Annotated in this window: 19 protein-coding genes; 12 read left to right on the forward strand and 7 right to left on the reverse strand. The window is 58.6% G+C overall.

The window, feature by feature from the left end; all coding sequences use genetic code 11:
- Positions 1–132 precede the first annotated feature (132 nt).
- On the forward strand, positions 133–2,241 hold the full coding sequence (locus tag ABUK73_RS10625) for a carboxy terminal-processing peptidase (RefSeq protein ID WP_353577248.1): 2,109 nt from the start codon (positions 133–135) through the stop codon (positions 2,239–2,241).
- Between the two features lie 120 nt (positions 2,242–2,361).
- Here ABUK73_RS10625 and ABUK73_RS10630 read toward each other — a convergent pair whose 3' ends face one another.
- From ABUK73_RS10630 to ABUK73_RS10640, 3 genes are all read right to left on the reverse strand, one after another.
- Positions 2,362–4,644 (reverse strand): FdhF/YdeP family oxidoreductase, encoded by a 2,283-nt coding sequence (locus ABUK73_RS10630; RefSeq protein ID WP_353577249.1) that lies wholly within the window; start codon positions 4,642–4,644, stop codon positions 2,362–2,364.
- Positions 4,645–4,833: 189 nt separating this feature from the next.
- The gene (locus ABUK73_RS10635; RefSeq protein ID WP_353577250.1) at positions 4,834–5,745 is read right to left on the reverse strand and encodes a transglycosylase SLT domain-containing protein; all 912 of its coding nucleotides are present in this window, start codon (positions 5,743–5,745) and stop codon (positions 4,834–4,836) included.
- A gap of 63 nt (positions 5,746–5,808) precedes the next feature.
- Positions 5,809–6,525 (reverse strand): SDR family NAD(P)-dependent oxidoreductase, encoded by a 717-nt coding sequence (locus ABUK73_RS10640; RefSeq protein ID WP_353577251.1) that lies wholly within the window; start codon positions 6,523–6,525, stop codon positions 5,809–5,811.
- A 172-nt stretch (positions 6,526–6,697) separates the two neighbouring features.
- Between ABUK73_RS10640 and ABUK73_RS10645 the strand changes: the two genes are divergently transcribed.
- Entirely contained in the window at positions 6,698–8,368 is a 1,671-nt protein-coding gene (locus ABUK73_RS10645) for an FAD/NAD(P)-binding protein (protein ID WP_353577252.1), read from the forward strand.
- Here the strand turns inward: ABUK73_RS10645 and ABUK73_RS10650 are convergent, their stop codons facing one another.
- Entirely contained in the window at positions 8,369–9,109 is a 741-nt protein-coding gene (locus ABUK73_RS10650) for an MOSC domain-containing protein (protein ID WP_353577253.1), read from the reverse strand.
- A gap of 70 nt (positions 9,110–9,179) precedes the next feature.
- Positions 9,180–10,508, reverse strand: a complete 1,329-nt coding sequence (locus tag ABUK73_RS10655; protein ID WP_353577254.1) for an aminotransferase-like domain-containing protein — start codon at positions 10,506–10,508, stop codon at positions 9,180–9,182.
- A gap of 100 nt (positions 10,509–10,608) precedes the next feature.
- Between ABUK73_RS10655 and ABUK73_RS10660 the strand changes: the two genes are divergently transcribed.
- From ABUK73_RS10660 to ABUK73_RS10685, 6 genes are all read left to right on the forward strand, one after another.
- Complete coding sequence (locus ABUK73_RS10660; RefSeq protein ID WP_353577255.1) at positions 10,609–11,571, forward strand: substrate-binding domain-containing protein; 963 nt, start codon at positions 10,609–10,611, stop codon at positions 11,569–11,571.
- 54 nt (positions 11,572–11,625) lie between these two features.
- Positions 11,626–12,516: an ABC transporter substrate-binding protein gene (locus ABUK73_RS10665; RefSeq protein ID WP_353577256.1), complete on the forward strand. Its 891-nt coding sequence runs from the start codon at positions 11,626–11,628 to the stop codon at positions 12,514–12,516.
- Positions 12,513–13,436, forward strand: coding sequence for an amino acid ABC transporter permease (locus tag ABUK73_RS10670; protein ID WP_113086782.1), 924 nt, complete (start codon positions 12,513–12,515; stop codon positions 13,434–13,436). Before ABUK73_RS10665 ends, ABUK73_RS10670 begins: the two co-directional genes overlap by 4 nt.
- Positions 13,433–14,215, forward strand: coding sequence for an amino acid ABC transporter ATP-binding protein (locus ABUK73_RS10675; RefSeq protein WP_353577257.1), 783 nt, complete (start codon positions 13,433–13,435; stop codon positions 14,213–14,215). Before ABUK73_RS10670 ends, ABUK73_RS10675 begins: the two co-directional genes overlap by 4 nt.
- Before the next feature lie 101 nt (positions 14,216–14,316).
- Positions 14,317–15,498, forward strand: coding sequence for a M20 aminoacylase family protein (locus ABUK73_RS10680; RefSeq protein WP_353577258.1), 1,182 nt, complete (start codon positions 14,317–14,319; stop codon positions 15,496–15,498).
- A 28-nt stretch (positions 15,499–15,526) separates the two neighbouring features.
- The gene (locus ABUK73_RS10685) at positions 15,527–16,450 is read left to right on the forward strand and encodes an ROK family protein (RefSeq protein WP_353577259.1); all 924 of its coding nucleotides are present in this window, start codon (positions 15,527–15,529) and stop codon (positions 16,448–16,450) included.
- Between the two features lie 6 nt (positions 16,451–16,456).
- Here ABUK73_RS10685 and ABUK73_RS10690 read toward each other — a convergent pair whose 3' ends face one another.
- Complete coding sequence (locus ABUK73_RS10690; protein ID WP_353577260.1) at positions 16,457–17,485, reverse strand: LacI family DNA-binding transcriptional regulator; 1,029 nt, start codon at positions 17,483–17,485, stop codon at positions 16,457–16,459.
- 229 nt (positions 17,486–17,714) lie between these two features.
- Between ABUK73_RS10690 and ABUK73_RS10695 the strand changes: the two genes are divergently transcribed.
- The 4 genes from ABUK73_RS10695 to ABUK73_RS10710 all read left to right on the forward strand — a co-directional run bounded on the left by ABUK73_RS10695 (position 17,715) and on the right by ABUK73_RS10710 (position 22,065).
- Positions 17,715–18,695 carry a Bug family tripartite tricarboxylate transporter substrate binding protein gene (locus ABUK73_RS10695; protein WP_353577261.1) on the forward strand — a complete coding sequence of 327 codons (981 nt, stop codon included), beginning with the start codon at positions 17,715–17,717 and terminating at the stop codon, positions 18,693–18,695.
- A 61-nt stretch (positions 18,696–18,756) separates the two neighbouring features.
- Positions 18,757–19,236 (forward strand): tripartite tricarboxylate transporter TctB family protein, encoded by a 480-nt coding sequence (locus ABUK73_RS10700; RefSeq protein ID WP_113086788.1) that lies wholly within the window; start codon positions 18,757–18,759, stop codon positions 19,234–19,236.
- Positions 19,237–19,338: 102 nt separating this feature from the next.
- A complete protein-coding gene (locus ABUK73_RS10705; RefSeq protein ID WP_162727692.1) occupies positions 19,339–20,838 on the forward strand; it encodes a tripartite tricarboxylate transporter permease in 1,500 nt (499 codons plus the stop codon).
- A 54-nt stretch (positions 20,839–20,892) separates the two neighbouring features.
- The gene (locus ABUK73_RS10710; protein ID WP_353577262.1) at positions 20,893–22,065 is read left to right on the forward strand and encodes an L-talarate/galactarate dehydratase; all 1,173 of its coding nucleotides are present in this window, start codon (positions 20,893–20,895) and stop codon (positions 22,063–22,065) included.
- 15 nt (positions 22,066–22,080) lie between these two features.
- On the opposite strand, the gene ABUK73_RS10715 is transcribed toward ABUK73_RS10710, so the two are convergent.
- Positions 22,081–23,217 (reverse strand): CobW family GTP-binding protein, encoded by a 1,137-nt coding sequence (locus ABUK73_RS10715; RefSeq protein ID WP_353577263.1) that lies wholly within the window; start codon positions 23,215–23,217, stop codon positions 22,081–22,083.
- Between the last annotated feature and the right edge of the window lie 125 nt (positions 23,218–23,342).

Raw genomic sequence — 23,342 nt, forward strand, 5'->3', positions numbered from 1 at the left:
TATCCAGCAGGTTTTTACATCCTATTTCATTCGCATCACCGAAAAGCGATCCGTTACCGGGTTCTAAATATCGCAATTCTGCGTCAAGATAGGATAAGAGCTGTTTCAGCATAACAATCAGGATCATGCGGAATGCGCATAAAGTACCTCGTCTTTGGCCTCATCCTTTCCATCGCGTTGCCAGTCTACGCTCAGGAACCCGCCGCGCCGCCAACGCTGGAGCCGGTGCCGAGCCAGGCTCAGGCCGCAAATCTCAGCGCGCAGTTTCTGGAACGATATGCCTATAAGCCGGTCGCGCTTGATGATGCTCTGTCCGTCAAGGTCATGAACAAGTTCATCAAATCGTTGGACCCGGATCGCATGCTGTTCATGCAGGCCGATATCGACCAGTTCATGAAGGACAGCAAAAATATCGATGATGCGATCGCCAGTGAGGATCTGGAGATTCCGTTTTCGATCTTCAACAAATACACACAGCGCGTCGTGGAGCGCATGACCTATGCGCGTAGCCTGCTCAGCCAGGGCTTCGATTTTACGGTCAATGAAGATTTCCCGATTTCCCGCGAAGACGCGCCCTGGGCGCAATCCGAACAGCAGAGCCACGAGCTTTGGCGCAAGCGTGTCAAGAATGACTGGCTGCGTTTGAAACTGGCGGGTCAGGCGGATGCGGCCATCCGCGATACGCTCGACAAGCGTTACAAGAACATTCTGGACCGCGTTTATCCTTATAAGAGCGACGATGTGTTCCAGTCTTTCATGGCCGCCTATACGACTGCGGTCGATCCGCATACGGATTATTTCGGCGTTTCCGCATCGGCGGAATTCGATATTTCGATGAAGCTTTCCTTGGTTGGCATTGGTGCCGTTCTGCAGGAGCGGGATGGTTACACCACCATTCGTGAGCTGGTGGCGGGTGGCCCGGCGCAACTGTCCGGTAAATTGGCCATCGGTGATCGCATCATCGGCGTCGGCCAGGGTGAAGACGGCGCCATCAAGGAAGTGGTCGGCACCCGTCTCGATGAGGTGGTGCAGCTGATCCGTGGTGCGACGGGCTCCGTTGTGCGGCTGGATATTCTGCCCGCCGAAACCGGCGATAGTGCAGGTCATCGTGTCATCAGCCTCGTGCGTGATAAGGTCAGCCTTGAAAAACAGGCCGCGAAGAAGACCATTCTGCCGATCAAGGACGGGGATGTCACACACCAGATCGGCGTCATCACGCTGCCGACTTTCTACGAGGATTTCGAGGCGCGTCGCAACGGCGACAAGAACTATAGAAGCGCAAGCCGCGATGTCGCCAAACTGCTGGGCGAGTTGAAGCAGGACAACGTCGATGGCGTTCTGATCGATCTGCGCGACAATGGCGGTGGATCGCTGGCTGAGGCGATTGAACTGACCGGCCTGTTTATCGGCAAGGGCCCTGTCGTGCAGCAGCGCGATGCACAGGGCACGATCAAGGTCGAAAGCGACGATCTTTCCGCAGCGGTCTGGAAAGGCCCGCTTGGCGTGCTGATCAATCGCGGTTCGGCCTCGGCCTCTGAGATTTTCGCCGCAGCGATCCAGGATTACGGTCGCGGCGTGATCGTGGGCGAACCGAGCTTTGGCAAGGGTACGGTGCAGACTGTTGTTGACCTCGACCGTGCCGCAGGAAACAACAAGCCGCAGCTGGGCCAGCTGAAGCTGACGATTGCGCAGTTCTTCCGCGTGGATGGCGGCACGACGCAGCTGCGTGGCGTAACGCCTGATCTGCCGCTGCCGGGCTTTTCCGATCCCAAGGTTCTGGGCGAGGCAAGCTATGACAACGCCTTGCCATGGACCCAGATCAAGCCTGCGAAATACGCCACCGAAGGCAATATCGCGGCACTGGTTCCGCAGCTGAAAAGCCGTCACGATGCCCGCATCAAGGATGATCGCGATTACAAGCGCTTTGTCGAAGATGTGGCCGACCTGAAGGCTCAGCGTGAAAAGCGCACCATTTCTCTCAACGAAGAGGAACGCCGCAAGGAAATGGCCGCCACGGCAGCCCGCCTCAAGGCGCGTCAGCAGGCTGGCGATGGAACGGTACCGGAACAGGACGATGGTCTGCAAGCCAATGAACGCAGCTTGAGCGCCAATATCGCGATTGAAAACGCGCGCAAGAATGCAAAGGACGTTCTGCAAAACGAAGCCGCAGCCATCGTTGGCGATGTGGTGGATTTGACGTCCAATAGTGCCAAGCGCCAGACGCAAAAGGTCGTGCAGTAACAGGCTTCTGCACGCATCTTTTATCGGTCTTCAAAACACCCGCGACACATGTTTGCGGGTGTTTTATTTTTCACTGATCAAGGCTCGTATCCGTTAGGTTTCTGCAGGCTGCGAAAGTACTCAGGCCCGCTCGACCCGCACCGGCACGGATTTGGCGGCAGGCGTTTTACTTTCTTCCGCATATTGCCACAGCGGAATAAGCGCATTGCATTCCGGGTAATAGGCAGCGCAGCTTCCGGATGGGATGTCGTAGTCGATGACCTGAAAATCGGTCATGGTGCGCAAAATCCCGTCATCGACGGCGGTCGTCATTCGCGCAAGCCCATCCTTTTCGATGCCCAGTCGAATGCGGTCATCGGCATTCATCATCACGATCATCCGGGATTTGTGGATGCCGCGCAGGCGGTCGTCATAGCCATAGACCGTGGTGTTGAACTGGTCGTTCGACCGCAGGGTGATGAGGCGCAGAATGTCGTGGTCGTCACTGGCCGCGAAGCTGGAACAGAGCGATTTCGGCAGTTTGAAATTTGCCTTGCCCGTCTCCGTTTCCCATTCCCGGTGTCTGGCAGCAACGGGGCGCGGGAAGCCCCCGGGCGTATCCAGTCTGGCGTTGAAATCCCTAAATGGCTCTGGATAGGTCGCCTCGATGGCATCTCGCACCAGCGCATAATTATTGACCCACTCTTCCCATGGCACTTTGGGGTTGGGCGTGAGGGTGCTTTTTGCAATTTCGGCCACGATCCGCGGTTCGGAAAGCAAGGCCTCGTGCGCGGGCTTGTATTTGCCGCGTGAGGCGTGAACGCAGGTGGTCGAATCCTCCATGGTGACGATCTGCGGGCCGGACAGTTGCTCGTCGATTTCGGAGCGCACCAGCGTCGGCAGAATATAGGTCGTCTTCGCCACCACCAGATGGCTGCGGTTGAGCTTCGTCGCGATCTGGACGGAGAGGTCCATCTCCCGCCACGTCCGCTCCATCAATTCGCGCTCGGGAATGGCGCGCACGAAATTGCCTCCAAGGCTGATAAAGGCTTTGACCGATCCGTTGACGATGCCTTCGCAAGCCTCGACCGTGTTCAGCCCGTCTTCTCTGGGAGGCTCGAAACCGTACTGCTCGGCCAGATGGTCGAGCGGCACCAGCTTGGTCTTTTCGGAAATGCCGACCGTTCTCTGGCCCTGCACATTCGAGTGGCCGCGCACGGGACAGATGCCCGCGCCCGGCTTGCCGATATTGCCGCGCATCAGCAAAAGGTTGATCAGCATCTGCACATTGCTGACGCCGTAGCGGTGTTGGGTCAGACCCATGCCATAGATGGCAATGACGGCATTGGCTTTCGCATAGGTCTTCGCCGCAGCCTCGATGGATGCGTAGCTGAGGCCAGAAACCTGCAGGATTTCGGTCCACTCCGCCGCGCGAACCCGTTCCTCGAACTCTTCGAAACCGTGGGTGTGGCGTTCGATGAATTCGACATCCAGAACGCGGCTGTTACCCTGAGCCTTGGCCTCATCGTCCCAGGTAAACAGCAGTTTCGCCATGCCCATCATGACAGCAATGTCACCTCCGGCGCTGACCTGATAGTATTGGGTGGCGATTTGCGTCGGCTTGTTGGTGGCCATCTGCACGGGGCTCTGCGGATTGACGAATTCCTGCCAGCCTCGTTCTTTCAGCGGATTGAAGACGATGACCGGGGCGCCGCGCTCGCGCACTTCCTGAAGGCTGTGCAGCAATCGCGGCGCGTTGGTGCCGACATTCTGCCCGAAGGACAAGATGCAGTCGGTGTGGTCGTAATCTTCCAGAAGAATGGTCCCGACCGGCGTGCCAATGCTTTGCGGCAGCGCCACGGATGTCGTCTCGTGGCACATGTTGGAACTGTCGGGCAGATTGTTGTTACCATAGAGCCGCGCCAGCAATTGATACATGTAGGATGTTTCGAGCGACGCGCGGCCGGAGGCATAAAACACCACTGAGGCCGGGTCGTAACCTTTCAGCTTCTGGCCTATATCGGCAAAGGCTTCCGGCCAACTGACCTCGACGTATTTGTCGCTTGCCGCATCGTAGCGCATGGGGTGGGTCAGGCGGCCCTGATTTTCAAGATCGTAATCCGGCCAGTTGAGAAGCTCGCGAACCGTGTGGCGCGAAAAGAATTCTGGCGTCGTGCGCTTGGCGGTCAAATCCCAGAAGGTCGCTTTGGCGCCGTTTTCGCAGAACTCGCCCAGATGCGGCTTTCCCGGCTTGGCCCATGCGCAGCTGGTGCACATATAGCCGCCCAGCTTGTTGTGGTCTTTGAGAAGCCCCGGAGCGGTGCGGATCGCGCGCTGCTGAACGGCATCCGCGAAGACAGATTTAAGGGAACCCCACCCGCCTGTCGGCATCGTATATTGCTTGTATTTGACTTTACGGTCCATGGCGTCCACCTCATGCATGTCATGCACAGCGAACCGCCCAACCGCATGTTGGTTCCACCTTCGAACACTTGGCCCATCAACCAATTGATCACAGTGCCGTTAGGCCTGCGAACAAAGCTCAAAATGTATCCCAATAGCCGAATAAATTGCCGGGAGCGGAGGTTGGTCAGCGAGCGCTCACTCGGAGCCTCAGCGGTTTCGAAACACCGTGCAGGGAACATTGGCAGCGCGAATTTGCTCGCACAGACGGTTGGCTTCTGCGCGTGTTTCACGCCCCAGCCTTGCCGCATAACGCGGGCGGTTGCCGAAATTGCCGCCGCGCTGCCGCACGATCAGGGCGCGCTCGTCATTGAGAGGCGCGGGCAGGCGCAGGACGGCGCGGGTAAACAATTGCTCGACCACCGAGGGGCGATAGTGGGCGGCAAGCTGCACGCCCCATGGTGCCCAATCCGCAGACCCGGCGAAGACAGGTTCCTGCATGCGCCGCGTTTCGGCAAGAACCACGCAGGCTTTCTGGAAGGGCAGGGCCGTGTCGAGTTCCGGCGCGACGATCTTTGGTGGTGCATCGCGCCAGGTTTCGGCGGTCTGGCCGGTAATGGCAAAGACATAGTCACGGGTTTCAATCGGCAACCGTCCCTCGGAGAGAAAGCGCGCCAGCCCGTTTTCCCCTGCATTGTAGGCAGCGGCGGCAAATCCGAAATTGCCGAAACGGGTTTCAAGCTCTTTCAGATAGGAAGCGGATGCCTCCAGCGCGTCGATGACATCAAAGCTGTTGCGCAGCCCCCGGCTCCGCGCCGTACCGGGCATGAACTGCGCAATGCCTTCCGCCCCTTTGTCGCTCACGGCTTCGGCGCGAAACAGGCTCTCTCGCCAGATCAACCGCGCAAAGAAGGCAGGCGGCACCTCATGTGCTCTCGCGAAATGCTCGATGGTACGGCACAGATCGGCATTGAAGGTTTTGCGGCTGATGCAGATCGCATCCCTACCGTCCGACCGCTCATAAAGGCAGGGAGGATTCTTCTCTTGCTCAAGTGCAAAAACAGCCTGCGGCGGCGAAACTGCCAGCAGACACATCACCATGCGTGATGCGATCAACCCCATCGATCTCAGACTTCTGATGCCCATGTGGGAGACTATACACCCGTTCCAGCGTCGCGCGGCAAGCTACCAGACAATGGTGCTGCCATCATAGGCGATGAACGATCCGCTTCGATCCGACGTCAGCCCATTCAAAGCCTGCAATATCGAACGCGCGGCTTCGTCCGGTGCCACGGTCTTGTGGCCCGCGGCAAAGGGCTCCGACAGTTTGGTTCTGACTGTGCCGGGGTGAATGGCCGCCAGCACGGCTTCGGGATGCGTTCTCGCATATTCTATCGATGCGGTGCGGACGATCTGGTTGAGGGCTGCCTTGGCTGCCCGGTAGGAAATCCATCCGCCCAGACGGTTATCGCCAATGGAGCCGACGCGAGCCGATAAAAACGCGGCGATGGAGCGTTGTTTGCGGTCCAGCAAGGGCAGAAAATGTTTCGCCACCAGTGCGGGGCCAACGGCATTGATCGCAAATTGCCGCATCATTCGGTCGGGGTCGATCTGGCGCAGAGCCTTTTCCGGTGCATGGCCATCGGTGCCGAGAATGCCCGTGGCGCAGATCAGCAGGTGGATCGGCTCACCGTCAAGCGATTGTGCCGCTGCGGCGATGCTCGCTTCATCGGCAAGATCAAGCTTGTTGCCGCTGCGAGACAAGGGGATGATCTCGCCCATGTTAGGTTCTTCACGCAGGCGCTGGCACAGGGCAGATCCTATGCCGCCACTTGCGCCGATCACCACGGCGCGGAATCCGTGGGGCAGGGAGGAGAGAAGAGTGTCGTGCGCTGTTTCCATGGGAAGAGAAACGAAGATGACCGCCCTATGTTCAAAATTTTGAAGGATTTAACGCAGGCGCAATTACATCATAATCTTCTAATGTCAGCGTGACCCTTCAAGGGAACTTCGAAGCCTGCTCTTGGTTTGTAAGGTGCGTCATCCGGCGTTGCTTACGGGGTTCATTCTACTTATGACATCGAAAATTGCCATCATTGGGTCGGGCCCAACGGGAATCTACACGTTGAAGGGTCTGGTCGGAAAATCCGAGCCACTGTCCATCACCGTTTTTGAAAGTGAAGCCGACCCCGGAAAAGGCACGCCCTATCATCCAGACCTCAACGACCGGGCCATGCTGTCCAACATCGCCAGCATCGAGCTTCCGCCGATCTGCGAAACCTTGAACGAATGGCTGCGCCGCCAACCGGATGAGGATTTGCAGCGGTTCGGCATTGTGCGGGATTTGATTGCGGATCGGGAATTCTACCCGCGCGTCGTGCTGGGCGAATTCCTGCATGCGCAATTCGTGCAGCTTCTCAACATCGGCAAGGCCAATGGCCATACCATCGAAGTGAAGGCATCCCATCGCGTTGCCGATATCGAGCTACGGACGAAGGACATCCGGTTGAGCGTCACGGCACCGGAAGATGTGACCGAAGAGTTCGCTTTCGACCATGTGGTCATGGCAACCGGCCATGATTTTCCCGAGACGACCGAGGTCAAGCCGGGCTATTTCATGTCGCCATGGCCAGCACCCGCGCTGAAGAAGATCGAACCCTGCAAGGTCGGTATTCTCGGCACGTCGCTCAGCGGCATCGACGCGCTGATTACGGTCGCCACGGCGCACGGCACCTTTCTTCTGGATGAACAAGGTGTGCTGCAATATCATTCAATGCCCGAAACAGAAGGCCTGCACGTCACCATGATGTCGCGAAAGGGCGTTTTGCCGGAAGCGGATTTCTATTGCGAAATCCCCTATCGCCCGCTGCAGTTCTGCACCGAAGCCGCCATTGAAAACCTGATTTCCACCCGGCGTCATGACCTGCTGGATGCTGTCTTCGAGCTGTTCAAGGCCGAGCTTTTGTTCTGCGATCCGGAATATGCCTCACGCATCGGCCTGTCGATGCTGGATGTGGAAACCATCTCCAAGGCCTATTTCCATGACCGCGAAACGACGCCACCTTTCGTCTGGGCCGCGCGCAATCTGGCCGAAGCCGAAGCCAACAAAAAGCGCCATTACACGGTCGAGTGGCGCTACGCCATCTTGCGGATGCACGAGGTCATCGCCCTTGCGATCCCGCATCTGGATGAAAAGGATTTGAAGCGGTTCCACGCGCACTTCAAGACCGTCTTCGTGGATGATTATGCCACCGTTCCGCACGCCTCCATCCAGCGTCTGCTGGCGCTTTATCGTGCGGGCAAGCTGGATATCATGGCGCTGGGCAATGATGGCAAGATCGATAATGAAGGTGTGAGCCACGGCGCTGTCGTTCGCGCTCAGGGCCAGGCTCTGGAGTTCGATGCCTTCGTCGATGCCACCGGCCAGCACACTTTGTCTGCCCGGGACATTCCTTTCCCGACCCTGAAAGAACAGGGTGTGATGCGTAAGGCAACGACCAGTGCCGTCTCGTCACTGGTGGGCAATGAGGATCAGATGGTCCGCACCGGTGGGGTCGATCTGGATGAGAAGTTCCGGCCGATCTTTCAGGACAATCTCACCAACCGGCTCTATTGCGGCTCCATCGCGTTCCTGCTGCACAAGCTGCCCTTCGTGCAGGGCATTACCAGCGCCCGCGACATCGGCATGGTCGTGTCGCAGGCCATTCTGGAAACAAATGCAAAGCTGGAACTGTCGGCGGCCTGATCAGGCGTCGATCAGATCGGCACGATCTCCTGTGGATATCGTGCCGATCGTTTCGATGGAGGCATAGACGCCGAAATTCCTGCGGTTCTGCCGCAGGATGGATCGCAGAATTTCAGGGTTCTCGCTGACGTCAGGCTGCGCAATCAGCGTCAGCCCGCATCTTTTGGTTTCTTCGCCAATGTGGATCACGCTCGATCCCAATTGTAGACGCTTCCCAAGCCACGCTTTTTCCCGAAAATCCGCTTCGCCAGTCGTTCGAACCACTATGTTGGGACGAAAGCGCTTGCTTTGGACCTTTTCGGTGCCGATCAGGGCTGAGAGGTGATCCAGCGCACTGGTGGTGATGAGGTGAAGCGGGCTTGGCTCGTAACGATTGACGGCGACGGCGCGAGTATCGGACAACTCCGCGCCAGCCTTTGCGTAAGGCCAAGCCGCTACATCGAACCCGAAATGATCCGATAACTTTGAGCAGAGGCCCTCGTCCAGAACCGAAAGCCATGTGCCATCGGGAAAACCGATATCGGGCGTATTATCAGTCAGTCTCGATTGTAGAAAAACGGCGGCCCGCCAGCGCTCTTCTTTTTCAGGGGCCGCCGGTTGGCCGGTTGTCGCATCCACCACGCACCAGCTTCGGTCCCCGGCAATGCCGTCTGCCCCCAATTCCACCGATGTCAGCCTCTCGCCACCAAGCGAACTGACGGGATAGCGCCAGATTTCCTCAATCGTCCCCAGTGCGTCCACGCTTTTCCGATCTTACTGTCATGTGTCGTGAACAGGGAACTGCATTGGGGGCTGCTGGTTCCCTGCAAGGTCACACCGAACTGGCTAGAGCGACGGCATCGGCAACGCTCTCCCATTTGTCTTCGGTCAGCGTCGAGGTGGCAATGCGGATGTAATCTCCCGGCAGCAGCGAAAATTTTCGGCCGGGATTGATGGCAATGTTGCGGGCAGCAAGGGTGACCATGGCGAACGGCTCGGCTGCAACCGGCAGCCATAGACAGAGACCGCTGCCGGGATTGGACATGACACCGCGCTGTTGAAGCGCATGGGCCAGACCGTTGCGGCGGTTCTGATAGGTTTCGCGCGCCTGTTTCACGATCTCCCAGCTGTGCGGGTTGCGCAGCAGCCATGCGGTCGCACCCTGAAGCAGGCGGCTGGTCCATCCGGCACTGAAGGCGCGGTAGGACTGGATTTGCTCGACAATGGGCGCCGAACTCGACAGTACCGCAAGCCGCAAATCCGGCCCCAGTGTTTTCGAATAGGACAGAATGTGGATCGTTCGGTCTGGAAAGCGTCCGCCCAGCGAATGCGATGGCGCAGCCGAGATATCGCCCATGCCATCGTCTTCGATGATCAGCGTATCGCTACCATCGAGAATATCACCCAGTTCCGCCAGCCGCGCAGGGCTCACGGTCTGGCCGGTCACGGAATGCAGGCGCGGCTGGAACACGAAGGCCGCCGGGCGGTCCTTCAGTGCGGCGTGAAGGGATTGTGGCGTCGGTCCCTCTTCATCGCACAGAACAGGAATGATCTTCACCCCGAAATCCTCGAGAATATCGAGAAGCCGCATGGCGGTCGGGCTTTCGATGGCAACGGCAGAGCCCGGGGAGACGAGCGCGCGGATTGCGGTGTAAACGGCATTGTAGCCACCATTGGTCACCAGAAAGGCCTCCGGCTCATAGGGCCATCTCTGAAGCGCGGCATCATAAAGCTCGGGAATAATGCGGGTGCGCTCGTAATTGTTCAGCTTGTCCACCGTCGCGGCATGGGCGAGCGCCTCTTCCAGCGGCGGCAGCAGTGACGGGTCCGGCACGGCCATGGTCAGGTCCAGCGCATTGGGTCCGTAATTGCCGGCGCTGGCAAAGCGCTCCGGCTTGGCAATGAAGCGGTCGCCGCTGACCCATGTTCCGTTCCTGCCACGCCCGGTAATGATCTTGTGGCGGCGCAGATCGGCCCAGGCTTCGGACAGCGTTGCCGGGCTGATACCAAGCTCATAAGCCAGATCGCGGATAGAGGGCAGACGTGTCCCGACAGGTAGGACACCGGCGCGGATCAGGGCGCTTGTTTCCAGCGCAATCCCGCGAATGCTGCGATCGGCTATTTTTTCGGCAAGCCACTGTGCCGTGTAGAGATTGCCCATTAATTTGCCTTTTTAAATGTTCAATAACGTAATAACATTTGATCTTTGTAATTTGAACATTTAACTTTTTCTTATCGAGATTTTTTTGTGAGCATTCCGCATGACCGTAACGCTTCGCCTCGCTCTCCGTGACTGGGACTATATGACCCCGCTGGTCCTCGGAGACGTATCCTCGCCCCGCCTCAACATTCAGGTAGACCGCGTCGGCACGCTCATTTCCAATGTCGCGACCGATCCCGCCTATGATGCGGCGGAAATGTCGTTTAGCCGTTACGCACAGCTGCGCCATGATGGTGATGAGACCGTCGTCGGCGTGCCCAACTTCATCATGCGCGGCTTTCGCCATCGTTGCATCATCACCAGCAAGGCCAGCTCCATCCGCCACTTGTCCGATCTGGGCGGCAAGAAGATCGGCGTCACCGGCTGGCGGGATTCCGGCAATACCTGGACGCGCGCCGCCCTGCGCCGCGAAGGCGTGGGCGTGGAAGATGCCATGTGGTATGCGGGCCGCCTGACGGACGCCCATCCGATCACGGATCGTCTGGATGGCTTCGGTCGTCCCGGACGCATCGAAGCGGCTCCCGGCGAACGCCCCATGGTCGATTTGCTTCTGGATGGCGGTCTGGATGCCGTCTTCACGCCCTTCATGCCGAAAGGCTTTTTCGACAAGGATTCCCTGCTGCGTCAGGTGCTGGATGACTACCGCTCTGCCGAAGTCGATTATTTCAACGATGTCGGCTACGTGCCGGGCATGCATCTCATCGGCTTCAAGGCGGAAATCGTGCGCGAACATCCGTGGATCATGGACGAGCTGAGCGATCTTCTCGACGCATCGCAGCGCATGTGGCTGGAAAAACGCGAGAAATATGCCGATACCACACCGTGGATGATCGATGAATTGCGCCGCTGCGCTGCCGATCTTTCTCCCGCGTGGAACGTTAATGGATTTGAGGCCAATGAGAAGATGATCGCCGACTTTGCGATGGAACTTCATGAGCAGAAAATCCTGCCGCGCCTTCTTTCGCCTGCCGACCTGTTTCCAAAACACGCCGCTGGCCGCTGATGTAAGACTTCAGACAAGACACAGTTTCCGAGCCAATCAAAAAAGGGGAATGCCATGTACTCGAAATTGACCACTTCCGTCGCTCTTCTCGGCCTCTTGCTGGCTGCACCAGCACTGGCGCAGGATGCAGCCATTCCGCAACAGACCATCAACAAGGAACTGAATGCCCGCCTGCCGGAGAAAATCCGCACCGAAGGCAAGATGATCTCCGTCAACAACGGCTCCTTTCCTCCCTATGAAATCGTCACCGGCACGGAAATGACCGGCGCCAGCGCAGATCTCACTGATGCGCTCGGCCAGCTGCTCGGCGTGAAGATCGAACACGCAACCGTTGGCGGTCTTCCCGCCTTGCTGTCGGGCGTCAATTCCGGTCGCTACCAGTTCGCTTTCGGCCCCGTCGGTGATTTCAAAACCCGTCAGGAAGCCAACGACTTCGTAGACTGGGTGCAGGAATTCGTGGTCTTTGCCGTGCAGAAGGGCAATCCAAAGGGCATCGTTTCGCTGGATTCGGCCTGCGGCACCCGCATCGCCGTCATGGCTGGCGGCTCGGCTGAAAAGGTCATCAAGACTCAAGCCGAAAAATGCACTGCGGATGGCAAGTCGCCGCTCGAAGTTCAGTCCTACACGGACCAGCCAAGCTCCATTCTGGCCGTCCGCTCCAAGCGCGCCGATGCCTTCTTCTCCTCGCAGGCACCTTTGACCTATTTCGTTTCGCAGGCCAATGGTCAGCTGGAACTGACGGGCGTTGGCGAAAAGAACGGTTTTGAAGACCTGTTCCAGGGCGCTGTCGTGCCAAAGGGCTCGCCCCTTGGCGAAATCCTGCGCGATGCGGTTAAGGTCCTCATCGATAACGGCACCTACGGCATCATCATGAAGAAGTGGGGCCTTGAGAACAACACCATCAAGACACCCGGCATCAACCTCGTTGGAGTTGAAAAGAAATGAGTGCGGCCAACGCAGAACTCGCATCGCCTTCGGGCGGTGCGGACCCGCGCGATGTGGCAAATGCCCATCGTCCATTTCAAACCGGGCGCGTCACGCTCTGGCTCGTCACGGTGCTGATCGCAGCCAACTTTGCCTGGATCGTCGCCAAAAACGAAAATTTCGGCTGGCCGGTCGTCGCGCAATATTTCTTCGACAAGACCGTCATGCAGGGCCTGTCCGTCAGCCTCGGCCTCACCGTCGTTGCCATGCTGATCGGCGTTGTCATGGGGCTTTTGCTGGCCGTGGCGCGCATGTCGCAGGATGTGCTGGCAAGCTCGCTGTCGGGCCTGTTCATCTGGTTCTTCCGCGGCACGCCGCTGCTCGTCCAGCTGATCTTCTGGTACAATCTCTCCACGCTGTTTCCGGAAATCTCCCTGTCCATCCCATTCGGTCCAACCCTGATCAGCTGGGATACCAACTCGGTCATCACACCCATGACGGCGGCCATCGTCGGGCTGGCGCTCAACGAAGCGGCCTATATGGCGGAAATCATTCGTGGCGGCCTTCTGTCGGTCGACCGGGGCCAGGCCGAAACGGCGGAAGCCTTCGGTATGACCCGCGCGCGCGCCCTGTGGCGCATCATCATTCCGCAGGCCATGCGCTCCATCGTGCCGCCCACCGGCAACCAGCTCATCAGCATGATCAAGGCCACCTCGCTGGTCAGCGTCATCGCCATGGCGGACCTGCTCTACTCCGTGCAGTCCATCTATAACCGCACCTTCGAAATCGTGCCGATGTTGATGGTTGCGGTCATCTGGTATCTGCTCATCACCTCCGTTCTCAACATCGGCCAGGGCTATATCGAGCGTTATTACAGCAAGGGCGAACGCCGCACCGCTGCCGCGCCTACGCCCGCCGCTCAGCAGGAGGCAAGCCATTGACCACTGCAGACAGCCAAAAGCAGCCGCTGGTGCGCGCCCGCAATGTCCACAAGTCCTTCGATCAGCTGGAAGTGCTGAAAGGCATCGATCTCGATGTGTTTCCGGGGGAAGTCGTGGTCATTCTGGGCCCGTCCGGTTCGGGCAAGTCCACCTTCCTGCGCTGCATCAACCATCTGGAATCGATCAATCGCGGCTCCATCGAAGTGGCGGGCGAACAGATCGGATATCGCTTCCGCAACAACAAGCTGGAAAAACTCTCCGGCAATGCCATTGCCGCACAGCGCCGCAACATCGGCATGGTGTTCCAGCAGTTCAACCTCTACCCGCATATGACGGCGTTGCAGAACGTCATCGAAGCCCCCGTCGGCGTGCATGGTGAAAGCAAGGCGCAGGCCACGGCCTATGCGCGTGAGCTTTTGCAAAAGGTTGGCCTGTCGGACAAGGCGGATAATTACCCGCGCCAGCTTTCCGGCGGCCAGCAACAGCGTGTGGCCATCGCCCGCGCATTGGCCATCAAGCCAAAGCTCATGCTGTTCGATGAGCCAACCTCTGCACTCGACCCGGAACTGGTGGGCGAAGTGCTGGCCACGATGCGCGATCTGGCGCGTCAGGGCCTGACGATGATCGTCGTCACCCACGAAATCGGCTTTGCCAAGGAAGCGGCAGACCGCGTCGTCTTCATGGATGGCGGCCATATCGTGGAAATGGGCAAGCCGGAAGACGTTATCGGCAATCCCCAGCATCCGCGCACGCAGGCCTTTCTGTCGCGCTTCCTGTGATCGATTGATGCGACGCCCCGGCACTCCGAGGCGTCGCCGTTTCTCTTTGCAGTGCGTTTTTCAACGCGCCTTGCACCATTGCATCCGGACTGGAGACCGTCATGACCGCGCTCGACAATGCCTATACCCGCGTATCCGATTTCAAGGACATGGAAGCCGAACTCATCGAGACCCGGCAGCATCTCCACGCCAACCCGGAACTGTCCTTCGAGGAAACGGAAACGTCGCGTTTCGTTGCCGAAAAGCTGGAAAGCTGGGGCTATGAGGTCACGCGCAATGTCGGCGGCCATGGTGTCGTAGCCCGCATGACGGTGGGCGAAAGCAAGAAAAGCATCGGCATTCGCGCTGATATGGATGCGCTGCCCATTCTGGAAGAAACCGGCGCGCCCTATGCCAGCAAAGTGCCGGGCAAGATGCATGCCTGCGGCCACGATGGCCACACCACCGTGCTGTTGGGCGCGGCCCAGCATCTCGCAAAGACACGCCGTTTCAACGGCACCGTCACGCTCATTTTCCAGCCTGCGGAAGAAGGCGGAAAGCCGAGCGGCGCGCAGAAGATGATCGATGACGGCCTGTTCGAGCGTTTCCCCATCGATGCCATTTTCGGCCTTCACAACCATCCCGGCGCACCGGAAGGCACACTTCTGCTGCGCTCCGGCCCGATGATGGCGTCTTCGGACACGGCCAAGATCACCATCAAGGGTAAGGGCGGCCATGCCTCGCGTCCGCACCTCACCATCGATCCTGTCGTGGTTGCCTGCAATCTGGTCGTCGCCCTGCAAACCGTTGTCGCGCGCAACATCGACCCCACGCAGACGGCAGTCGTGACCGTCGGCACCATTCATGCGGGCGAAGCCGTCAACGTCATTCCTGAGTCCGCCAAGCTGGCGCTCAGCATCCGCTCTTTCGATCCGCGCATCCGCGATCTGTTGCAGGAACGGATCACCAAGCTGACCAATTCCGTGGTGGAAGGCTTCGGCGCATCTGTCGAAATCGATTATGAGCGCGGCTATCCTGTTGTCGTCAACTCGGAAGAAGAAACCGCCTTTGCCCGTACCGTGGCTGAAGAGTTGATCGGAACGGACAAGGTATCCACCTGCCATCTCATTCCCGGCAGCGAGGATTTTGCGTGTTTTCTGGAGCATAAGCCCGGCAGTTTCCTGCGGCTTGGAAACGGCATGAACTCCGCCATCCTGCACAGCGCGAAATATGATTTTGCCGATGCCAGCCTCACCGTTGGCGCTGCCATGTGGGCAAGACTTGCGGAGCGTTATCTGGCATAAGACCCCGGTTGATTCCGGGAGTGTTGGATTGATCGTCTGTTTCGATATTGGCGGAACCGCCATCAAGGGTGCTGCGGCCTATGCCGCGGATGATGTGCGGCCGCTCGCGCGGCAACAAACGCCGATCCATGATTTCAATGCCTTCGTCTCGGTGTTGAAATCCGCGATTGCCGAGATCGACGGCACACCCGAATGCGTGGCGCTGTCCATTACCGGCATCATCGATCCCGACACAGGCAAATCCTTCATCGCCAACATTCCCTGCGCCCACCAAAGGCCGCTGAAGGCGGATCTGGAAGCGGCACTCGGCCTGCCTGTCCTCATCGCCAATGATGCCGATTGCTGCGCTTTGGCGGAATACGGGGTCGGCGCTGGTCGCGGCCACCGCGTGGTCTTCAGCGCCATTCTCGGCACCGGCGTCGGTGGCGCTCTGGTTATCGATGGCAAGCTTATCAACAGTGGCGGTGGCTTTGCCGGAGAATGGGGCCACGCCCCCGTCGCCGCCACGCGCGCCGGAAATCCACCCGTGGACCTGCCGCGCTTTGCCTGCGGTTGCGGTCTGGATGGCTGCCTCGACGCCATCTGCAGCGCCCGCGGCATGGAAAAGCTTCATCGGCACCTGACAGGCAAAGCCATGGCGGCAGAAGAAATTCTGGAAAGCTGGCAGGCTGGCGAAGTGGATGCCACCCGCACCATAGACATCTATATCGACATGTTGTCCGGCCCGCTGGCGTTGGTAGTCAATGTCACAGGCACCACCATCATCCCGGTCGGCGGCGGCCTGTCCAATTCTTCCGCCTTGCTCGAAGCTCTGGACCAAGCCGTGCGTGCCCGCATCCTGCGCCGCTTCACCCGCCCTCTCGTTGTGCGCGCCGAATGCACCATAGAGCCCGGCCTCGTGGGTGCTGCCGTCTTAGGGTTCGATTTCGTGCGGCAGCGATCAGCGCGGTAAGGTCGGCTACGCCGTTGCGCGGTTAACGATTGCAAAGCCCATGTCGATCATCGCCTCCGGTTCCTCTTCACCATTTAGCCTTTTCAAAAGGGCTTGTGCCGCACGGGTGCCGATCTGGTGCCGGTCGATGCGGACGGTGGTGAGGGGAGGATAGGTGTAAGGGGCGAAATCGAAATCGCCAAAGCCGATGATGGCGACATCCTCAGGCAGTTTGCAGCCACGGGAATTGGCTTCCGTCAGGGCTCCATGCGCCACCACATCGGATGAGCAGAACACTGCCAGCGAGCCACCCTTGCGATCCAGCAACTCTGCCATCGCCTGTCGGCCATCCTTGAAGGTGGACGGAGAACTCAACTCGGTGGTCGGTACTTCCACCTCTGCCTTACCGCTCAGACGGCTGATAAATCCATTGCGTCGTTGACTGGCGCGCGGGTCGTTTGCGCCGATCTGGGCGTAACGGTCATATCCCTTGCTATAGAGATATTCCGCCACCAGCGCGCCCGCATCAAAATGCGAAAAGCCAACCGCCACATCCAGCGGGGAGGGCGTCGAATCCCATATTTCTACGATTGGAAGACCGGCACCCGTCAACATTGCCCGCGTCTCTTTCAGATGCGAGATGCCGGTGAGGATGATGCCATCCGGCCTGCGCGCCAGAATGGCCCGCGTCAGTTCAAGCTCGCGCTTGGCATCATAGCCGGAAAGCCCCAGCAGGAGTTGATACCCCGCCGGAACGAGTTCCGCATTCAGCCCCTCGATGGTCTCGGCAAAGATCGTACTCGATACCGATGGTACGATGGCGGCGATCAGGCGCGTGCGGCGCGATGCCAATCCACCTGCCAACAGGTTCGGCACATATCCGGTCCTCGCGATAACGTGTTCTATCGCCTCGAGCGTGCGAGGTTTGACGAGGTGCGGCGTATTGATCGCTCTCGATACGGTAACAGGCGATACGCCCGCCAGCTTCGCAATATCTGCAAGCGTCACAGGGCCTGAAATATGGGCCATCTGGCCGCCATTTGACTGTCTCGACATGAATATCTCCCGCGAAATGATTTACGCTTTCATTTGTGGGATCGGCAAGCTTTTTGTTCGGCACCTCCCTTTCTATCCCGCCTTACCTGCATAATCGCTCTTCATCAGGACTTGCGCTCTGCAATTCTGACGTTAAAATGAAAGCGCTTCCATTTCTTTTCGGGGAGGAAATCCAACGAGAAGTGGCGGGTTGATGCTGGTTTGTACCAGCCAAAGAGGAGGAGAATTTATGAGCTTGAAGCGTTTCATGACGTTTGCGGCCCTTGCCGCTTCTATTTCTGTACTCGGCACCCATGCGGGTCACGCCGACGATTATCCCACCAAGACGGTCACCGTCGTCGTTCCCTTCGCCGCAGGTGGCAATACCGACACCTTCGGTCGCCTCGTGGCCGAGGAGCTGGACAAGCGCCTGGGACAGCGCTTCATCGTGGAAAACAAGCCGGGTGCCGGTGGCAATGTCGGTCTGGGCGATCTTGCGCGCTCAAAGCCAGATGGCTACACGATCGGCCTTGGCACGGTCAGTTCCAACGCCATCAACCAGACGCTTTACAAGGCCTTGCCCTATGACAAGGAAAAAGGCTTCGCTCCGATTTCGCTCATCGCCACATTGCCGAATGTTCTGGTGGTCAATCCTGATAAGATCAAAGCCAACTCCGTTCCTGAGTTGATCGAGCTTCTGAAAAAAGAGCCGGGCAAGCACACCTATGCATCGTCGGGTGTCGGCACCTCCATCCATCTTGCGGGCGAACTTCTGGCCACCAAGGCAGGCGTGAAGATGACCCACATTCCCTATAAGGGCAGCAGTCAGGCCATTCTCGATGTCGTCGCCGGTCACGTCGATATGATGTTCGACAATATTCCGACAGCCGCCCAGCAGGTCAAGGCAGGCAAGGTCAAGGCTCTTGCCGTCACCAGTCTGGATAAGGCGGCTTTGCTGCCGGAAGTCCCGACCATGGCCAGCTTCATTCCGGGCTTTGAGGCAACCTCCTGGCACGGCATCTTCGCCCCTCCCGGCACACCACCAGAAATCGTGGACAAGCTTTCCAAGGAAGTTCAGGCCATTCTTCATGAGCCTGCGATGAAGGCAAAGCTGGAAGCAATGGGTGCAACACCGGTTGGCAACACGCCGGAAGAGTTCACCGCTTTCATTCAGGGTGAAACGGGAAAATGGGCTGAGGTCATCAAGGCCGCAGATATTCCTCTTCAGTAATATCGGTCCCGACCGGTCGAATGGCTGGTCGGGATGCCTTTCCATCCGCGAGTATTCAGCCATGTTGAAGATAAAAAATGGCCGCGACTTCGTCGGCGGCATGACGATGATCCTTATAAGCCTGCTGTTCATCTGGTTCGGGCAGGAGCTTCAGGTCGGCAATGCCTTTCAGATGGGCGCCGGTTATTTTCCGATGATGCTCAGCCTGTTTCTGATCGCCATCGGTGGATTGATGATCATTCAGTCCTTCGTGGTGATGGCTGATGAGGAAGACAGCGTCGCGCCGAACTGGAAGGCCTATGGGCTCATCATTTTCGGCCCGGTCTTCTTCGGCTTTGTCTTGGCGGGCCTGGGACTTGCACCAACCATGTTCTTCATGGTCGTGGCGGTCGCGACAGCCAGCGCCTTTGCGAACTGGCGCCACTCCATTCTGCTCGGACTGTTCATGGCGGTTTGCTCTGTGGTGCTGTTCACGCGACTTTTGTCACTTCCCGTCAGCGCTTTTGGGCCTTGGGTGCCGTTCATCGGCGACCTTTCCTGATTTGGGCGCTCGTCACTTGTCAAAGCATCGCACGATCCGAAACGTCGACTCTTCGTTTCGGTCCGATGCTCTCATACCGGCAAAACCGGATCGGGATTGATCATGGATTTATTTTCAGACCTCTGGCTCGGCGCAAACACCGCCTTTCTGCCTCTCAACCTCGTCTATTGCTTTATCGGGTGCCTCTTGGGCACGGCCATCGGCGTTTTGCCGGGCCTCGGCCCAACCGCCACCATTGCCATGCTGCTGCCCATCACATTCGGGCTTCCGCCTGAATCGTCCCTGATCATGCTTGCGGGCATTTTCTACGGCGCACAATATGGTGGCTCTACCACGGCCATTCTCATCAACCTGCCTGGCGAAAGCTCTTCCGTGGTAACCGCTATTGACGGTTACCAGATGGCCCGCAACGGGCGGGCAGGCCCGGCCTTGGCCACAGCGGCACTCGGTTCGTTTTTTGCGGGCTCAGTCGCCACCGTGCTTCTGGCGGTCGCCGCCCCGCCGCTTGCCGCCGTTGCGCTCAAATTCGGCCCGGCGGAATATTTTTCGCTCATGATCCTCGGTCTCGTCGCATCGGTCGCGCTTGCCAGTGGCTCGCTGCTCAAGGCGGTGGCGATGATCCTGTTCGGTTTGCTGCTGGGAACCATCGGCACGGACGTGGAAAGCGGCAGCCCGCGTTATGTCTTCGGCATTCCGGAACTCTATGACGGCCTCAATTTCGTTGCCGTTAGCATGGGCATCTTCGGCATCTGCGAAATCATGCGCAATCTGGAAAGCGAGCATGAACGCTCCGTCGGCGTGAAACGCGTCACCGGCCTCATGCTGACCAAGGATGATTTCAAGCGAATTATCGGCCCGGTCCTGCGCGGAACGACGCTTGGCTCGTTGCTGGGTGTCTTGCCCGGTGGTGGGGCAATGCTTGCCTCTTTCGCATCCTATGCCGTTGAAAAACGCGTTTCACGCAACAGTGCGGAATTCGGCAAGGGCGCTATCGAAGGGGTCGCAGCCCCGGAATCGGCCAATAATGCCGGTGCGCAGACCTCCTTCATCCCCATGCTGACACTCGGCATTCCCGGCAATCCGGTCATGGCGCTGATGGTGGGCGCGATGATCATTCAGGGCATCACGCCCGGTCCCAACGTCATCTCGGACGAACCCGCAATGTTCTGGGGCATGATCGTCTCCATGTGGGTGGGCAACCTCATGCTCGTCATCCTCAACCTGCCGCTGATCGGGCTTTGGGTGCGGATGCTGACGATCCCCTATCACGTGCTGTTTCCGGGTATCATCGCCTTCTGTTGCATCGGGGCTTACAGCATCAACAACAGCGTCTTCGATGTGTTCGTCATGGCCGGCTTCAGCGTCATCGGCTTTGCGCTCAGCAAATTGCGGTTTGAACCGGCGCCCTTGTTGCTCGGCTTTATTCTCGGCCCCATGCTGGAAGAAAACCTGCGCCGCGCCATGCTGATCAGCCAGGGCGATCCGACGATTTTTGTGCGCAGCCCGCTCAGCCTTTCGCTGCTGGTCATCGCCGTTCTCGTTCTCGCACTGGTGCTGTCACCCAGCATCAGCCGCAAACGCGAAGAAGCATTCACCGAATAATCCCGCAGGCCAGCGGCCTGCCGCATATAGCATCATTCAATAGAGGTTTTTGTCATGAATACGCATGTCGTGAAGTCCGATCTCGTGCCGCCGCAGACCGGTGGCGACAAGATCGCCTGGATCAAACTCTCCTCCATCTATCTGCCGCTCAAGACGCCCATCAGCGACGCCAAGGTTCTGACGGGTCGGCAAAAGCCCTTGACGGAAGTCGCCTTCCTCTTCGTTGAGGTGGAGACGACGTCAGGCCACAGCGGCATCGGCTTCAGCTATTCGAAGCGCGCTGGCGGCCCCGGCCAGTTCGAACATGCCAAAGAGGTCGCGAATGTTCTGATCGGTGAAGACCCAAGCGATATCGGAAAACTTTGGCTGAAGCTCTGCTGGGCAGGCGCTTCGGTCGGGCGCAGCGGTCTTGCCGTTCAGGCCATCGCCGCCTTCGATATCGCGCTCTGGGACCTCAAGGCCAAGCGCGCGGGCCTGCCCTTGGCCAAGCTGCTGGGCGCCCACCGCGATTCCGTTCAGTGCTACAACACCTCCGGCGGCTTCCTGTCTTCGCCCATCGAAGAGGTTCTGGAGAATGTCGATCATGCGATTGCAAGCGGCATAGGCGGCATCAAGATCAAGGTTGGTCAGCCGGATATGGCAACCGACCTGAAACGCGTGCAGGCCGTACATGAGCATATTGCGGGCCGCGCGGCGATGATGGTCGATGCCAACCAGCAATGGGACCGCCCGACTGCGATGCGGTTCGGCAGGCTGATGGAGCCCTATAATCTCACATGGATCGAAGAGCCGCTGGATGCCTATGACGTGGAAGGTCACGCCGCACTGGCCGCACATCTTGATACGCCCATCGCCACCGGCGAAATGCTGACCAGCGTGCTGGAGCATGTGGCGCTGATCAACAACAATTCCGTCGATTTCATCCAGCCGGATGCTCCGCGCGTCGGCGGCATCACACCCTTCCTGAAGATTTGCGCGCTGGCAGAGGCCAAGAAGCTACAGCTTGCGCCGCACTTCGCCATGGAAATCCACCTGCATCTGTCGGCAGCCTATGAGCTGGAGCCATGGGTCGAACATTTCGACTGGCTCGATCCGCTGTTCAATGAACGGCTGGAAATCCGCGATGGCCGCATGCTCGTTCCGCAGCGCCCGGGGCTCGGCATCACACTGTCGGAACAGGCCTTCAAATGGGTCAGAGGCGAAGCCGAATTCGGCAAGCGCCCCTGATCAAGGGGGCTCTACCTAAAACCGCATACCTGGAACGGCCAGCGGATTGTCCATCACCGCTTGCCGGTCTGGCTTGTCGATGCGCACCGCACCGGTGAAAGCGCCGAACAGGTCTTTCACGAAAGCTTCTGGCAGATCATGGGTAATCAGCACCATGCGCGTGCGCCTGTCGGATGGGTCGGGCCATGCGGCAAGGCGTTGCGGCGGGTGGAAGATGGATTGCACGCCATGCAGCACCAGCGGACGGTCGGGATTGTCGGACAGCTGCACGATGGCCTTCATGCGTAACAGCTTTTCGCCATGGGCAGACCGCAGCAGATCAACGAACATTTCCAGCGCCATCGGGTCGATGGGCTGTTCATGAACGATGGAGAATGAGCGGATCGAGCTATTGTGACGGTTCACATCGTGATGATGATCGTAGTGGTGATCGCCGTGGTCGTGGTCGTCATGGTGGTGATGTTCATGCCCGTGGTCATGCGCATCTTCTTCGCCAAGCCAGCGGCTGACATCGCCCAGCTTGTTCGTCGCGTCGTAAAGGCCGTTTTCCAGCAGGGCTACTGCTGGCCACTCTTCACTATCGCCGTTTTCAATCGGCGCGCGGGGATTGAGCGCGGCCAGCCGCTCGGTCAGTGCGGCAACCTGCGCTTCGGTGGCCAATGCCTGTTTGGTCAGCACCAGCCGGTCGGCCACCGCCACCTGCTTGACTGCCTCTGGGTGATGATCGAGAGTCGCTGCGCCGTTCACGGCATCCACCACCGTGACCATGCCGTTCAGCGAAAAATTCTGGGCGATGACAGGGTTCCCGATGATCGATTGCATCACCGGTGCCGGGTCGGCAAGGCCGGTGGTTTCGATCACTACGCGGTTGACCGGTTTCAGCTTGCCGGTCTGGATACCATCCATCAGCTCCGCCAGCGTATCTACCAGTTCGCCGCGCACCGTGCAGCACAGGCAACCCTCTGCCAGCTCTATAATGCCGTCGCCGGAACGCTCCACCAGCAGATGGTCGATGCTGACATCGCCGAATTCGTTGATGATGATTGCCGCATCCTGCATGGCAGGGTCTTTCAGAAGACGATTGAGCAGCGTTGATTTTCCCGCGCCGAGAAAACCCGTGATGATGGAAACCGGAATACGTTCGAGTGCCATGTGGCGACCTGTAGTGTTAGAACATTACGTGCTGAGGCACGTCTTATAGCAAGAATGGCCGCCTGCGAAAGCATCGATTTTATGAAAAAGAAAAAGGCCCGTTCCGGAGAGCGAGCCTTTGTGAG

This window comes from Agrobacterium vacciniicorymbosi (assembly GCF_040427045.1).
Lineage (GTDB): Bacteria > Pseudomonadota > Alphaproteobacteria > Rhizobiales > Rhizobiaceae > Agrobacterium.

Bases quoted from the DNA above. Each gene is read 5' to 3' on its own strand.
- ABUK73_RS10625 (WP_353577248.1), top strand. From the start codon at position 133: ATGCGCATAAAGTACCTCGTCTTTGGCCTCATCCTTTCCATCGCGTTG.
- ABUK73_RS10630 (WP_353577249.1), bottom strand. From the start codon at position 4,644: ATGGACCGTAAAGTCAAATACAAGCAATATACGATGCCGACAGGCGGG.
- ABUK73_RS10635 (WP_353577250.1), bottom strand. From the start codon at position 5,745: ATGGGGTTGATCGCATCACGCATGGTGATGTGTCTGCTGGCAGTTTCG.
- ABUK73_RS10640 (WP_353577251.1), bottom strand. From the start codon at position 6,525: ATGGAAACAGCGCACGACACTCTTCTCTCCTCCCTGCCCCACGGATTC.
- ABUK73_RS10645 (WP_353577252.1), top strand. From the start codon at position 6,698: ATGACATCGAAAATTGCCATCATTGGGTCGGGCCCAACGGGAATCTAC.
- ABUK73_RS10655 (WP_353577254.1), bottom strand. From the start codon at position 10,508: ATGGGCAATCTCTACACGGCACAGTGGCTTGCCGAAAAAATAGCCGAT.
- ABUK73_RS10660 (WP_353577255.1), top strand. From the start codon at position 10,609: ATGACCGTAACGCTTCGCCTCGCTCTCCGTGACTGGGACTATATGACC.
- ABUK73_RS10665 (WP_353577256.1), top strand. From the start codon at position 11,626: ATGTACTCGAAATTGACCACTTCCGTCGCTCTTCTCGGCCTCTTGCTG.
- ABUK73_RS10670 (WP_113086782.1), top strand. From the start codon at position 12,513: ATGAGTGCGGCCAACGCAGAACTCGCATCGCCTTCGGGCGGTGCGGAC.
- ABUK73_RS10680 (WP_353577258.1), top strand. From the start codon at position 14,317: ATGACCGCGCTCGACAATGCCTATACCCGCGTATCCGATTTCAAGGAC.
- ABUK73_RS10690 (WP_353577260.1), bottom strand. From the start codon at position 17,485: ATGTCGAGACAGTCAAATGGCGGCCAGATGGCCCATATTTCAGGCCCT.
- ABUK73_RS10695 (WP_353577261.1), top strand. From the start codon at position 17,715: ATGAGCTTGAAGCGTTTCATGACGTTTGCGGCCCTTGCCGCTTCTATT.
- ABUK73_RS10700 (WP_113086788.1), top strand. From the start codon at position 18,757: ATGTTGAAGATAAAAAATGGCCGCGACTTCGTCGGCGGCATGACGATG.
- ABUK73_RS10705 (WP_162727692.1), top strand. From the start codon at position 19,339: ATGGATTTATTTTCAGACCTCTGGCTCGGCGCAAACACCGCCTTTCTG.
- ABUK73_RS10710 (WP_353577262.1), top strand. From the start codon at position 20,893: ATGAATACGCATGTCGTGAAGTCCGATCTCGTGCCGCCGCAGACCGGT.
- ABUK73_RS10715 (WP_353577263.1), bottom strand. From the start codon at position 23,217: ATGGCACTCGAACGTATTCCGGTTTCCATCATCACGGGTTTTCTCGGC.